Below are 13,904 nucleotides of genomic sequence, written 5' to 3'. Positions count from 1 at the left end.
AGCTCTTCCCTACTTGCTGCTACTATTAAACTTTAAACATATGAACATTGAACAGCAAATGTTGCCGGTTGCTGGGTCTGTACTAACATTGAGCAGCAAAGCCCCGGCGGGGCGGCATGTTAGTAGCAACAAGCAGTAACGGGAAAGAGCGGCGTAGGTGCGATATGTTCACTGGCTTAGAAATTGAACAGGACCCTTTGTGTATTCCAGGGCTGGTTACGGCTGCAATTGTTGAATAGAATTGCAGCCGTACAAGAGTGCGACGCAAGTAAAGCCTCATGCTTGTTCTTATGCCGGGCTCATAAATTTCTTTACAAATAGCGAAGCTATTTTTTTATCTACCCGCGGTCTATCTAACCAATGAAACCGGCGCCTCTGCAGACTGGGATAACACCTGTGCAAAAATGCCTGTGAGGGATTGTATGGCCCGGTGTTCGGTTATTTTTCCTTTCTTGTTAAACTTAAATATGTCAACATCTTTGTAAGCAAAAGATTTGCCCTGTGTTGGCAGGCCTAGAAAATCTACTTTAAACGTGCCAGACCAATCAGCGTACACATATACATAATCACCTTCTGCAATGGCACGGGCATTGGTAGCTTTATAATTTTCAAGCGAAGACAACCACATGGTTAACGATGCTTTTATACTGTCTTTACCTATTACCGGCGGGTTGCTGCCTTCGCCGTAATCAACTCCATCGCTGGCAATGTTCTTCATAATAAAATCAATATCGCCGGAGCCAAAAGCATGCAGCACGGCAAGTGCAACGGCTTTATTTCGTTTTTCATTCACTTCATTTTTCCACCAGGTAAAGAAGTTGTTTTTGTCTGCTTTAGGGGATGAGTTTTGAGAGTGGCAAACGGGCAGCATCAGCAGGCCCAGGGCTACAGTGAGTATTGTTTTTTTCATATGGAAAGTTTTATCCGGTACCGGGATTGGCAATTATTAAACCCGGCATGCGGGTGAATAATGTTTACCGGTAAAATACTCAATAGATTTTAGAATTCATAGCGTTATTTTATGCCTGCGGGCTTTGGTGTTTTGGCTTGTTGCCTGTTAACTTTATACCATGAGCATACAAAACTATACAGTTGAATTTTTAAAGGATGAAAAAGGAAACGGACACTTTTTTATAGCTGGCGATGAGGGAAGAGCGGCAGAAATGGTGGTGCATGTTGCTGCAGACCACCTTACTGTTTACCATACTGAAGTTGCCCCGGAATATGAGGGCAAGGGCCTTGCAAAAGAACTGCTGGCCGCTATGGTTGGATATGCCAGGAAGCATCAGCTAAAAGTTATTCCGCTATGCACTTATGTACAGGCGCAGTTTAAGCGGCACCCGCAGGAGTATGAAGATGTTTGGCTGAAGAGGGATTGAGAAACTGTTGTAACAGGTACCCACTTCTCCATTTACAGGATGCCATTTACACCATCTGGCCAGGCGGCATGCACGCCTGCGCATAGCTTTACAAAATCTTAAAAGTATGGAGCCCACTTTTTTTAAGAATGCCGCTGCGTTTCGCAAATGGTTGCAAAAGAATCATGAGGAAAAAAAGGAATTGCTGGTTGGTTTTTATAAAACAACAAGTGGCAGGCCCAGTATGAGTTGGAGCGAATCTGTTGATGAAGCATTATGCTTTGGGTGGATAGACGGTGTTAGAAAATCTGTTGATGCGGAAAGCTATACCATACGTTTTACACCACGCAAGCCAGGCAGTATATGGAGCCTGATAAATATTAATAAAGTAAAAGCGTTAACGCAACAAGGGCTAATGCAGCCTGCCGGAACAGCGGTATTTGAGAAACGAAAGGAAAGTAAATCCGGCATTTACTCACACGAAAAACCGGCGGCCAGGCTGGATATAGCTTCTCAAAAAACGCTTAAGGCCAACAGGAAAGCAATGGCATTTTTTAAAGCCCAGGCACCCTCTTACCAAAAAGTGATTATTCACTGGATAATGAGTGCAAAGCAGGATGTTACCAGGGTAAAACGCCTGCAAAAACTTATTGAAGAAAGCGAAGCTGGAAAAAGATTGTAAAGGTTAAAACTTGCTGACAGAGGGTTGTCAGTGCCTGCTTTTTACTTTGATGTAAACAAAACAAAAACTTATGTCAACTTTAGCTGTATTCTTAAAGCAACTGGAGCAGGAAGCCATAACCACCAGGAAAATGTTAAGCCGCGTACCTGAAGAAAAATTTACCTGGCAACCCCACCAAAAAAGCATGACGCTTAAACAACTGGCAACACATGTTGCGGAATTACCTTCCTGGGTAGGTATTACATTAAATACAAGCGAGTTGGATTTTAGCAAAAACCCCTACCGGCCTGTTGAAATAAGCGGCACTAAAGATTTACTTGAATATTTTGAAACCAACCAGAAAGACGCGGTTGAGCAAATAAGAAAAGCAAAGGAAGAACAACTGGATGACAAATGGGTGCTGCGCAACGGAGAAGAAATTTATTCCACAAATAGTAAAGAAGATGTCATCCGTATGTCAATCAATCAAACAGTGCACCACCGTGCACAGTTGGGTGTGTACCTGCGCTTGCTGGATGTACCCATACCCGGCAGCTATGGCCCCAGCGCCGATGAAATGAAATTTTAGATATTACCTGTAATCTTCATTAAAATAGCCGCTTCAGAATTGCTGAAGCGGCTATTTTAATATCTTCAGCGCGGCCAATATCAAAGCGGTATGCTTATTAAACCATTAACATCGCTGCGGTTCTTTTTTGCATTGCTGGTATTCCTGCATCATATACGGTTTGTTCACTTTTCCGGGGTATCGGGCGTTATTTTTGGCCATGTTGCATCGGAGGGTTTTATTGGCGTGGGCTTCTTTTTTATACTTAGCGGTTTTGTGTTATCACTTAATTATATGGATGGTATAACCGGAAAAAAAATTACCGCCCGGCAATTCTGGATAGCAAGGTTTGCACGCATTTATCCCTTGCATTTGCTAACCCTGCTGATAGCTTTGCCCATGTCGCTGGAAGAATTTCAGCCTTTAATTGTGCCTGGTTTGCTAAAGCTGTTATTGCATGTCTTATTGCTGCAGAGTTTTATACCTGTGCAGGATGTTTATTTTGCATTTAATGTGCCTTCCTGGAGCCTATCCAATGAAATGTTTTTTTACCTGTTGTTTCCATTCATCGTAACCCTTATTGCCCGGTACAAAAAAAGCTTGTTGGTTTTTGCTTTGTTGATAATTGCTTTACCGGTAGCTATTTCATTTTCCCCGCGGTTAGATCATCATCGTTTTTTTTATGTAAACCCATTTTTGAGGTTAACGGATTTTATTATCGGTATACTGATTTTTATGTTGTACAGCGGCAGGCGTGTGCAGTCATGGTTTTCTTCTCCGCTTAAAGCAAATATATGCGAGGTTACGGCCGTACTATTGCTCGCCGTTTTTTTCCGTTTTCATAATCACGTTCTTCCTGGCTTTCGTTATTCGTCTTATTATTGGTTACCAATGGCTTTTTGCATTCTTGCATTCGCGTATAGTTCCGGCTTTTTGTCAAAGTGGCTCTCTAACAAAACCATGGTGCACCTTGGTGAAATAAGCTTTTCTTTTTACATGTTTCATCAACTGGTTATCCGCGTTGTTACCACTTTAAATAGCCGTTACACGTTTATAGACAACAGTATTGTTCTTATATTATTTATACTTTTTATCACCCTTGTTGTAAGCCATTTTTCTTACCTGTATGTTGAAAAGCCTTGTAACAGGTATATTAAGGCAAGGTTTACGAAGCGTGTTGGCCGGGTGCCGGTTTCTTAACCATTGTTCCTGCATTCTCAAGCCAGGAAATTTCAGGGGGTGCCCCCAAGCTATCGCAAGGGGTCGGGCTTTCCGCTCATACTCCGGCACAAGCCCCTGCCGCCATGGCTTCACCGGGGTATCCGCTTCAATCCCTCACCCGGGGTGAAACTCCGTAATTTTTTTGCAGGCAGGTGATAGTACTGTAACTATAAGCTTGGCCTTGCGCTTCCTTTTACTCTTTTTAAGTAATAACGCCAGTTGTATCCCAGTACGGCAATCAGTATCAGCAGCCCAAAAAATTCTCTTGTTTCCTCTATCCAGGGTTTGGTAGCTTTCATGCTCTGGGCTATGTTTTCTGCCTTGTGCTCAGTAGCCCAGTCAAGTACGCCGGTTTTATCAAAAAACAGCCATAATGCGTACAGCACATACACTATTACGCCAACAGCATAAGCTTTAGGATAAAAATGCCTGCGGGCAGCCAAAAAGCACAAAGCCGCGCTGTAGAGATAAATGGGCACCCAGATGTATGGGTCGGGATCGTTGTATTGAACTGCGGCAAAAAGCACAAACAAAAAAAAGAAGCAATAATTGAAAGGTTTCATAAATGGCGTGGTATAGTTTACAACAATCTATACAAACAACTAAAGGTTAAATACAATAAGTAACGCCCGGTTAGTTTTAAACAATCCGGTACCGCTAACGTATGGTATGCGGTTTGTTGCATAGACGGGGGTTATGTATTAATGCCTTCCTGGAATTAATAAATTACTTTTTCCAAGGCAGGAAAGGTAAAGCTTTCAGGTGAATTGTAATCATACTATGGTGCATTTCAAATTTTCGCTTAAATAAAAGTTGAATAGTATTGTTGCAGATGAACGTAGTTACCAATTTGCTGCTTTGCCACGCAAATAGCGCAACAGGCGATGCCACAGGGCTATGTCGCCGGCCACCAAAAAATACCTGGCAGCTTCACATGAAAATTCGAACCTATAGGTAACAGTCAGGGTTAATACGCTGAATGGAGATCGTGTCAGCCTTCATAAATTTCTTTAAGGGTAAGTTCTATGCCCAGGGCATCCAATTTTACAATGTCTGTTATGTTGGTATAGGAGCGCATCTCCCAGTCATCCCCTTCGCGGTAAAAAAGTTGCACCAGCGTAACAGACGGCTCAACCAGCAGGTAATATTGAAGTGAAGTAAATTTCTGGTAATTGATAAACTTATCTACCGTATCATATTTGCGGGTGCTTTCTGACAGAACCTCTGCAATAAGCTCAGGCTGGAAGGCAATAAACCTGTTGGCTGAGAAAAGTTCCCTCGTAACAAACACATCGGGATAATAGTATTTTGGCTCCACCGGTACTTTTATCTTTATGCCTTCCATAAAAACGGAAAACCCCTTTTCTCTAAGGAGCATCTTAAGCGCAATAAGAATATTGGACGTAATGTGATTATGTAACAAGCTTTCACCGGGCATATCAATCAGTTTGCCATTTACAAACTCATGCCTGATATCAGACTCCTGTTCAAGCCTGATATATTCTTCCTCACTTAATTCAATATCTCTTGTAATTAAAGGCATATCCTAAATTACATATTTTAGCTGAATAAATATTCGATATCATCTTTGGTAAGGCTCTTCACAAACCCGGTGTCATCCGTTATCAGGTCGGCCGCCAGCAAACGTTTTTTCTCCTGCAGTTGCAGTATTTTATCTTCTACAGTGTCTTTACAGATCATACGGTAGGCAAAAATGTTTTTGGTTTGGCCAATACGGTGCGTACGGTCAATGGCCTGCTGCTCAACAGCCGGGTTCCACCAGGGGTCAACTATGTACACGTAATCAGCGGCGGTTAAGTTTAAGCCCACACCACCGGCTTTTAGCGAAATGAGAAACACACGGCAGTTTTCCTCGTTCTGAAAACGCTGTATGGCTTTCTCCCTATCCGGGGCGGATGTACTTCCGTCAAAATATTCGTAATCAACGCCCAGCTCGGTAAGCTTTTCTTTTATCAGGGCCAGCATGCCCAGGAACTGTGAGAATACCAGTGCTTTATGGTCGCTGATGTTTTCCGTAATCTCCCGGCCTAATTCTTCCAGCTTAACAGAAACATTGGGAAACCTGTCTTCTTCCTTCATAATGGCCGGACTGTCACAAATCTGCCTTAGCTTCATCAGGCCCTGCAATATCGTCAACTGAGATTTGCCCACTCCCTGCTGCTCTACCACTCCCAAAATCTTATCGCGGTAATCATTGCGGTATGCGTCGTAAATATCCCGCTGCTCTTTGCCCATTTCGCAAAAGAGTATCATTTCCGATTTTTCCGGCAGGTCTTTGGCTACCTGTTCTTTGGTACGCCGCAGTATAAATGGGTATAGCAGTTTGCGCAGGTGTTCCTTCTGTTCCTTTTCGCCAAATTTATCTATGGGCACGGCAAATTCCTGCTTAAAAAACTCCATTGAGCCCAGCATGCCCGGGTTCAGGAAATTCATCTGGGCAAAAATGTCGAATGTATTGTTCTGCAGTGGTGTACCACTCAGGCAAAGCCTGTTTTTAGCGTTCAGCAGGCAGGCTGCTTTGGTTACCTTGCTGGCCGGGTTTTTAATGGCCTGGCTTTCATCAAGAATTACGTAGTCAAACTCAACTTCAACAAACTGCTTTATGTCGCTGCGCAGTGTTCCGTAGGTGGTAATAATCACATCTATGTTCTGGTGTACAATCATTTCCGCCGTTCTGGCCCCGCCGTGGTGTATGTAATACTTTAATGTGGGGGCAAATTTCTTTATTTCATTCTCCCAGTTGTACATAAGTGTGGTAGGGCATACTACCAGCGCCTTTAAATTTTCCTGGTGATCTTTTATGTGGTACAAAAAACTTAAGGCCTGTATGGTTTTACCAAGGCCCATGTCATCTGCCAATATGCCCCCCCAGCGTACTTCGCTCAGGTAATTAAGCCATTGAAAGCCGGATTGCTGGTAAGGCCGCAAAATATGCTTCAGGTGTGCAGGCGCTTCAACCGGCTGTATAGATTGAAAATTCTTAAGGTTTTCGTACTTGGCTTCCAGCTTAAAGAACAGTTCTTCTTCATCCCGCTGGCCATATAGTTCTTCAATAACGCTCAGGTGATACTTGCTCAGCTTCATGTGAGAAGCCTTGCCTTCTCCCACCCTGAACAACAGTGAATATTTGCGTATCCATTCTTCCGGCAAAATACCAAATGTGCCGTCTTCCAGTTGCACATATTGTTGCTTGTTGGCCAGCGCCTTTTTTACATCTGCAACCGTAACCTTCATGTCGCCAAAGTGTATGTCTATCTTGGCGTCAAACCAGTCCGTATGGCTGCTGATGTAGATTTTAGTGCTTGGCTTGGCAGTATTAAAGCGAAAATTTTTCAGCGCATCAAAGCCGTAAACGGGTATGTTCATTTCCTTTACGGCATCTACAAACAAAAAGAACCAGTTATTCTTTAAAACTTCAGTTCCTTTTAGCGCAAGGGTATTGTTTTCTTCCGTTCTTATAAAACTGGAATGCAGGTTGGCAATCTTATCGGTAAAAGCATATTCAGCCTCCATGTTGCGCTGTATAACCAGCAACTTGTTCATCAGGGGCAGTATAATTTTTTCCTTGTCAGATGGCCTTATGTCATAGCCCTGGTAATTAAATATGGGCTGCAGCATCAGGTAGTCGCCTTTTTCTTTCAGCAAAATCTTTACTTCCGGCCTGGCATCTTTTATCTCTTCCTTTTGTACGTTTATAAAGTTTACGTTGTATTCTTTTGTAAGGGGTAAAATAAATTCTGTTAGCTGCCTGTTCCAGTCTTCTGCTTCAATGCTTATCTTACCTGTGGGCAAAAATTTCTCCGCAAGCACAATGTCTTCCGGCTTGTCCCATAAATAAAGCTGGTCATGGGCCTGGAAGAGCAATGCCCCTGAAAGCTCATTTTCAGCAATGCTAAACAAGCCGTCGGGCAGTTTGGCATTACAGCTCATTTCATACGTAGTACCGGTATAATTAACAGCAAATTCCGGCGATAAAAAATGCTTTGACAATTCCGCTTTTTCAAGATTGGCCGTGGTAAATGTTTTGCGCTGCGGCAGGTAAAACACAAATGGGCTGCCTGCCATGTCGCTGAATATCTTTTTGTACTTGGGGTGCAGGTATTCAATTATCAGGTGCCTTGTTTCTTCCGGCAACTCATCATCATGTTGTTGCACAATATTTTCCCATATTCCACTAAATGGAGAGTTCCTGTTAAGATAACGGCTCACTTCTCCCGGCAGCAGTTTGCGCAGGTGCTGTATCAAGGCTTTATCTTCTTCTGGCAAGGGCTCTGTATTAATAAACTTAGCCAGGTCAAGCTTTTCTATTTTACCCAGGAACCCCGTGTTGTCATCATTTGCTTCCCCCTGTACGGCATCAACCTGTATGTATGGATACTGGTGCGCATTATAGCTTATCACAATACCAATCCTGTATTGGGTTTTGGCAGCCTCTTCAGCTTCGGCAACAATCACTTCCTGCTGCTGTTGTTGCGGCACTACCGGTTTAGGCCTTAAAGGCGTGGCAGATGGGGCAATACGTTTTATGGAAGTGTCCAGCACCCGTAAAAAAGGTTTGCCATCAGTATACGTAAATTCAAATTTACCTTTAAGGTCATCGGTCAGGGAGTAGCCGTAAAGAGAAAGCAGTTTGTCTTTTTCTTTATCCCAGTTGCGTATGCTGTCAAAATAAAAAGGCCCGTAACTATGCAGCAACTGCAGCAATAGTATGGCTTTGTGCACACAAAGGGGGTGCTTGGTATCGCTGCCGCAGGCGCAGCTTGTATCAAAATTGCGCTCTTCATTTTTTTGGATCATTACCTTGTGCAGTGCGCCGTCAAAATCCAGTTCAGCATACACCCGTTCATCCTTTGCGGAAATAATATTGGCGCGGTTACTGCGCAAATAACTCTCTGCTTCGGTAAAAGATGCCGGGGCAGTAAGCAGCTTAATCATTTTCAAATCAAGCTGTTTCATTTTAACAACCGTATGCTTCTGGTCGTATTCCAGTTCCTTATCGCCCAGCATGTTGCGGTCCAGCATTTCCTGCAGTTGAAATAGCGCCGCCGCTTCGTGCCGGCATATTTCACCCAGGTTATAAGGGCAACCGCAACGTACAGATAATGTGCGGGGGTCTTTAAACTTGCTTATGTAAACTTTATAGTAAGTGGAGTAAATATCGTCCTTAACGCGTAGTGTAACAGAGCCTACAAGATCATCAAATTCAACCAGTTCAACATTGCCGATGGCATGAATTTTTTTCCCTCTTCTTATCACTTCGTCAGTGCCGTTATTATAAATGTATTTTACAAGATGTGGTAAGGCCATGTATCAGTTTAAAATTTTAACGGATGCTTTACAGGTTCGTCCCAGGATGTTTAGCCACAGGCCTGCTGTAAACTGTATAACCGTTCAGAAAAGACCAATCTGCAAAAGTAAAGGAATTATGCCCAGTTTATGAAATGAAAAGAAGGTTAAGCATAAAACGTAATGTTAAGTAATGATTGTATTGCTTACCCATAGAGGCTAAATAGTACACTCGTAATGATAAAGCAACCGGTAGTGTTTGGGGCTTTCAGCTTTCTATCCTTTACCGGGCTGCAGTTCCGGCTTTTCACTGCAAGTCCTCACCACTCGTTCCTCGTGGTTGCGGGCTTTCCGTTTCAATCCGGCAGCCATTGGGCTATGGTATTTCTTCCCGGCTTTTCCCACCTTTTGCTGTAGCCAGCCTAAAATCACCACCGGAAACCAGGGTAGCAATGTAATAGCGGCTACATATAAATGCCCTGCAAATGGGCAAAAGGCGCTGCCAGCGGGTGAGGGGTTGCAGCGGTGGGCCCGGTGAGGCAATGGCGTCAGGACTTTTGTGCCGGAGTATGAGGACAAACTTTGTCAAAACAATTAAACGTTGCTTTGATGAAGATTCCGAATGCAGTTCTTCCCGGCCCGGGGCTGCCCCCAAAAAGATCGTATTACACTAAAATGCAATTGCCGTGATGACACAAATGTTGCCGCCGCCTTGGCGTAATGGCAAAAAAGTTTTAGCTAATCCGGCATAAATAATAAATAATGAAATAAATTGCAAGACGGTGCGGCTGCAAAAAGAAGGATAGCATTGTAACCCCGTAATGCTTGCCGGCATTATTAACATCCAATTCTTATCAAAAATTGAATACCATAAATCAAAAAATTGGTTACTCCACCTTGGTATATTTTGGCGTGGCAACCATTTTTGTTAACCTGGCCATTGGTTCTGTTGCAGGGTATTTTTCTTTATACGAGAAAATTATTCTTTTTTGTGCCGCATTTCTGCTTGGTGCATCGTTGTATTTGTATCATAAAGGGTATACAAAACCTGCCCGGCTGTTATCACGCAGTGTGCTGAATATTGTACTGCTGCTCTTAAGCGTAAGCATGGGCCTGCATTCCGGCGTTTTTCTTTACCACATCCCGTTTACCATAGGATCAATTTATTTTTTGCGGGAAGGTTATTCCCGCAAACATGTTATTTCTTACTGCTTAACCTGCCTGCTGTTTATTAGCGCAGTGGTAATTTTTTCGCCGTTGCACCCACAATCTGCCCCGGATGAAAAATATATCAATCTTATTTTGCGGCTTAACTCATTCTTCAGTTTCACGTTGTCGTGTATTTTTCTGTATGTTATTTTTACCTACCTCACTAACCAAAACCGGGAACTTGCCCGGCAAAAGCAATATGCAGAGCAGGCTGCCAAGTCAAAAGAAGACTTTCTTTCAGTTATGAGCCACGAACTGCGTACACCGCTTAATGGCATCATCGGCACTGTTGAGCTGCTGGAAAACGAACAGCAGGCCTCGCAGAAAGAAAAATATGTAGAGGTTTTAAAACAATCATCTACTCACATGCTTAGCCTGGTAAACGACCTGCTGGATTACAGCAAACTTGGCGTGGAAAAGATGGAAATTAAAACGGTTTCAAGAAATTTAAAGGAAATTGTAAGCCATGTTTATGGAATTTTCAGCCCTGGTTTTGAAAAGAAAGGCATAGCTTTCAGGCCTGTTTTTGACCCCCTTCTGGATAAAGGGGCTTACCTCGTGGATGATGTAAGGCTGATGCAGGTAATAAGCAACCTTTTATCCAACGCTTTGAAATATACCGATAACGGCAGCGTTGAATTTTCAGTTAAGTGCATAAGCCAGGGCGAACAGGAAGCCCTCGTTCATTTTGAGGTTACCGATACCGGTATAGGAATACCCGAATCTCAAAAAAAGCGGGTGTTTGAAACATACAATCACTTATTAAACAGCGAAAAAAGATTTACCCAAAGTTCCGGCCTGGGGCTATCCATCACAAAACAAATAATTGAGCTGATGGGTGGTTACATTGATTTTGAAAGCAGGGAAAATGAGGGCACAAAATTTTATTTTACTTTGACCTTAAAGAAAGACACGCGAAAAATACCAACCGAACTCACCACTGTACATGCGCCGGCCATGCCTGCGGTGCCGGAAAATTTTAATTGCAGGGTGCTTATTGCAGAGGATAACTCCATTAACATGATGATTATCCGCAAAATGCTGGTACAGAAAAATATACAGGTTGTTGAAGCTACCAATGGCGCAGAGGCGCTGGAGCTGCTGCAAAACTCCGCCTTGCCGTTCCACCTGTTGCTGCTGGACCTGCACCTGCCCATACTATCCGGCCACCAGGTAATGGCATGGATACGGGAAAATAACTACGATGTTCCCGTAATTGCGTTTACCGCTAATCTTGTAGACAAGAATGACCTTAAAAAGCTAAGGCAATCGGGTTTTGCCGACGTACTGCCCAAGCCCTATAAATCAGACGAACTGTACTCTAAAGTTTTCAAGCACATAAGAAATGAGGCGCTTAATTGATTTTATTTTTTTCCTTCGTAAATATTTGCTGTGCAGGTTTCTGCCATTTTGTTGCTGTACCTATTAGTTTTGTGCGTCTTTTAAAGAATAAGTAAATGCAGGGTTAACTTTAAGCGCATAAATAATTCACACATGCTATGCTGCAGTCCAAACTTCCGGATATAGGTACCACCATCTTTACGGTTATGAGCCAGCTTTCCACGGAGATGAAGGCAATTAACCTGGGCCAGGGCTTCCCGGATTTCCCTATGAGCGAAGAATTAACGGCACTGGTTGCCAAAGCCATGCAGGATGGCTTTAACCAGTATGCCCACATGGCCGGTTTACCGGCATTGCTGGAAGCTATTGCGCAAAAAGTATTGTACCTGTATAACAACACCGTTGACCCTTATGCGCAAATTACTGTAACCCCAGGCGGCACATACGCCATTTATACAGCGCTTACTACCATACTGCAACCGGGCGATGAAGTAATTGTGTTCGAGCCTGCTTATGATAGTTACGTACCCAATGTTGAAGTAAACGGCGCCAAAGCGGTATTGATACCGTTGCAATATCCCGGTTACAGCATACCCTGGCCTGCGGTTAAGGAAAAAATAAACGCTAAAACAAAAGCCATCATCATCAACTCCCCGCACAACCCAACAGGCAGTATTATAAGCCGGGCAGATATAGAAGAGCTGAGGAACATAACCAGTAATACAGGTATTTATATTATTAGCGATGAAGTATATGAGCATCTTATTTTTGATGGGCTGCGGCATGAAAGCATGCTGCGCTATCCCGATTTGATGGAGCGGAGTTTTGTGTGCGCCTCTTTTGGCAAAACCTATCATTGCACCGGTTGGAAGATTGGTTATTGCATAACATCCGCGCCATTGATGAAAGAGTTTAGAAAAGTACACCAGTTTAACTGCTTTAGCTGCGATACGCCCAAGCAGGTGGCATTGGCGCAATACTTGGGCAATAAAGATGCTTATCTTGGGCTTGGTTCCTTCCTTCAGAAAAAAAGGGATTACTTTCAACAGTTGATGCAGGCTACACCATTTACACCGCTGCCTTCTTACGGCAGTTATTTTCAATGCTATAACTACGCCGCAATAAGCAACGAGGCCGATAAAAATTTTGCTATCCGCATTACCAAAGAATACGGCGTTGCCTGCATACCGGTATCGGCGTTTTACAAAAACGCAAAAGACGATAAGGTGGTCCGCTTTTGTTTTGCCAAAAAAGAAAGCACCCTGCAGCAGGCGGTGGAAAGGTTAAGCAAAATATCGGTTGTATAGCTATTTCAGGACAAGACATCTTGTACCCACATCGTACATCCCACACCTAACATCTTACATAAAAAAGTACTTCGTACTTCACTCTTCTTACTTGTTTTAGGGGTGCCCCCAAGCTGCGCAAGGGGTCGGGCTTTCCGCTATTACTCCGCCACAAAGGCTATGCTGCGATGGCTTCAGCGGGGTAACCGCTTCAATCCCTCACCCGATAGTGAAACATGCTGCTGCTCTTCGTAAGCCGGTTTATGTTGTGTTACCCCACTATCCAAAGCAGCACAGGTTTCTTGCTGGCATCTATATAACCCGATAAGGTGGTCAAAAATGCATACGATACCATCGGGCAGCCCTGGCTGTTACACAGGTACAATGGGTAAGTGGCTTCATCAGGCACACAATCGTAGGCATGTAATACCACAAAACGTTTTAAGGCGTTGCTGTTTGTTTTTTCCAGCCCGTGCAGTTTGTAAGACTTACTGAAACGGCCCGTATATTTTCCACCCACTTTGTATTTACCCAGGCTGCTGCAATAGCTGTTGGGCGTGTTAGAAAAGCTGGCAGTAGTTGCGTACAGTTTGCTGCCGCAGCCATGTGCTACCAGTCCCTTATGAAGTATGCTTTTTTGCTTAAGGCTAACCACCGCAAAACGGGGCAGGCCGCTATGTACGGATAGGTCGGCAATAAACACAATATCCTCATTAAACCCCTTTTGTTTTACAAACGTAGCAGCGGGCAATAACAGGCTGTCAATGATATTCTCAAATGCCTTTGTTTGATGTGCAATAGGCGAATAAAGGGTTTTGTGCTTATCCTTCAGGGCAGAAGGGTTTCCTGAGCATGCTAACAAAAAACTTACAAGGCAAAGGGATACGTACTTCATAAAACAATGCTGGTAATTAATGTTGATTGGGGTATGTTAAGTATAGCTTTGTTATACG

Annotated in this window: 11 protein-coding genes; 6 read left to right on the top strand and 5 right to left on the bottom strand. The window is 43.5% G+C overall.

Features of this window, described 5'->3' with window-relative positions; translation table 11 throughout:
* Positions 1-349: 349 nt before the first annotated feature.
* Positions 350-910, bottom strand: coding sequence for an ester cyclase (locus F0364_RS10360; protein WP_153797703.1), 561 nt, complete (start codon positions 908-910; stop codon positions 350-352).
* Between the two features lie 160 nt (positions 911-1,070).
* Between F0364_RS10360 and F0364_RS10355 the strand changes: the two genes are divergently transcribed.
* From F0364_RS10355 to F0364_RS10340, 4 genes are all read left to right on the top strand, one after another.
* On the top strand, positions 1,071-1,379 hold the full coding sequence (locus F0364_RS10355) for a GNAT family N-acetyltransferase (RefSeq protein WP_153797702.1): 309 nt from the start codon (positions 1,071-1,073) through the stop codon (positions 1,377-1,379).
* A gap of 106 nt (positions 1,380-1,485) precedes the next feature.
* Positions 1,486-2,040, top strand: coding sequence for a YdeI/OmpD-associated family protein (locus F0364_RS10350; RefSeq protein WP_153797701.1), 555 nt, complete (start codon positions 1,486-1,488; stop codon positions 2,038-2,040).
* 70 nt (positions 2,041-2,110) lie between these two features.
* Positions 2,111-2,608, top strand: a complete 498-nt coding sequence (locus tag F0364_RS10345; protein ID WP_153797700.1) for a DinB family protein — start codon at positions 2,111-2,113, stop codon at positions 2,606-2,608.
* Positions 2,609-2,698: 90 nt separating this feature from the next.
* A complete protein-coding gene (locus F0364_RS10340) occupies positions 2,699-3,787 on the top strand; it encodes an acyltransferase family protein (protein ID WP_153797699.1) in 1,089 nt (362 codons plus the stop codon).
* Positions 3,788-3,975: 188 nt separating this feature from the next.
* Here F0364_RS10340 and F0364_RS10335 read toward each other — a convergent pair whose 3' ends face one another.
* From F0364_RS10335 to F0364_RS10325, 3 genes are all read right to left on the bottom strand, one after another.
* Positions 3,976-4,371: a transmembrane 220 family protein gene (locus tag F0364_RS10335; protein ID WP_153797698.1), complete on the bottom strand. Its 396-nt coding sequence runs from the start codon at positions 4,369-4,371 to the stop codon at positions 3,976-3,978.
* A gap of 428 nt (positions 4,372-4,799) precedes the next feature.
* Complete coding sequence (locus tag F0364_RS10330; protein WP_153797697.1) at positions 4,800-5,351, bottom strand: Uma2 family endonuclease; 552 nt, start codon at positions 5,349-5,351, stop codon at positions 4,800-4,802.
* A 17-nt stretch (positions 5,352-5,368) separates the two neighbouring features.
* Positions 5,369-9,136, bottom strand: coding sequence for a DEAD/DEAH box helicase (locus tag F0364_RS10325; RefSeq protein WP_153797696.1), 3,768 nt, complete (start codon positions 9,134-9,136; stop codon positions 5,369-5,371).
* A gap of 840 nt (positions 9,137-9,976) precedes the next feature.
* Here F0364_RS10325 and F0364_RS10320 point away from each other — a divergent pair.
* Both F0364_RS10320 and F0364_RS10315 read left to right on the top strand, forming a co-directional pair.
* Positions 9,977-11,686, top strand: coding sequence for an ATP-binding response regulator (locus F0364_RS10320; RefSeq protein WP_153797695.1), 1,710 nt, complete (start codon positions 9,977-9,979; stop codon positions 11,684-11,686).
* A gap of 137 nt (positions 11,687-11,823) precedes the next feature.
* On the top strand, positions 11,824-12,972 hold the full coding sequence (locus F0364_RS10315) for a methionine aminotransferase (protein ID WP_153797694.1): 1,149 nt from the start codon (positions 11,824-11,826) through the stop codon (positions 12,970-12,972).
* A gap of 250 nt (positions 12,973-13,222) precedes the next feature.
* Here the strand turns inward: F0364_RS10315 and F0364_RS10310 are convergent, their stop codons facing one another.
* Positions 13,223-13,846 carry a murein L,D-transpeptidase catalytic domain-containing protein gene (locus tag F0364_RS10310; protein ID WP_153797693.1) on the bottom strand — a complete coding sequence of 208 codons (624 nt, stop codon included), beginning with the start codon at positions 13,844-13,846 and terminating at the stop codon, positions 13,223-13,225.
* Between the last annotated feature and the right edge of the window lie 58 nt (positions 13,847-13,904).

This window comes from Foetidibacter luteolus (assembly GCF_009650435.1).
GTDB lineage: Bacteria > Bacteroidota > Bacteroidia > Chitinophagales > Chitinophagaceae > Foetidibacter > Foetidibacter luteolus.
This window is presented reverse-complemented; position numbering and strand designations above follow the sequence as displayed.

What these genes read in the sequence shown, in the direction of transcription:
- F0364_RS10330 (WP_153797697.1), bottom strand. Translation starts at nt 5,351, where the DNA reads ATGCCTTTAATTACAAGAGATATTGAATTAAGTGAGGAAGAATATATC.
- F0364_RS10340 (WP_153797699.1), top strand. Translation starts at nt 2,699, where the DNA reads ATGCTTATTAAACCATTAACATCGCTGCGGTTCTTTTTTGCATTGCTG.
- F0364_RS10325 (WP_153797696.1), bottom strand. Translation starts at nt 9,136, where the DNA reads ATGGCCTTACCACATCTTGTAAAATACATTTATAATAACGGCACTGAC.
- F0364_RS10335 (WP_153797698.1), bottom strand. Translation starts at nt 4,371, where the DNA reads ATGAAACCTTTCAATTATTGCTTCTTTTTTTTGTTTGTGCTTTTTGCC.
- F0364_RS10345 (WP_153797700.1), top strand. Translation starts at nt 2,111, where the DNA reads ATGTCAACTTTAGCTGTATTCTTAAAGCAACTGGAGCAGGAAGCCATA.
- F0364_RS10315 (WP_153797694.1), top strand. Translation starts at nt 11,824, where the DNA reads ATGCTGCAGTCCAAACTTCCGGATATAGGTACCACCATCTTTACGGTT.
- F0364_RS10350 (WP_153797701.1), top strand. Translation starts at nt 1,486, where the DNA reads ATGGAGCCCACTTTTTTTAAGAATGCCGCTGCGTTTCGCAAATGGTTG.
- F0364_RS10355 (WP_153797702.1), top strand. Translation starts at nt 1,071, where the DNA reads ATGAGCATACAAAACTATACAGTTGAATTTTTAAAGGATGAAAAAGGA.
- F0364_RS10310 (WP_153797693.1), bottom strand. Translation starts at nt 13,846, where the DNA reads ATGAAGTACGTATCCCTTTGCCTTGTAAGTTTTTTGTTAGCATGCTCA.
- F0364_RS10360 (WP_153797703.1), bottom strand. Translation starts at nt 910, where the DNA reads ATGAAAAAAACAATACTCACTGTAGCCCTGGGCCTGCTGATGCTGCCC.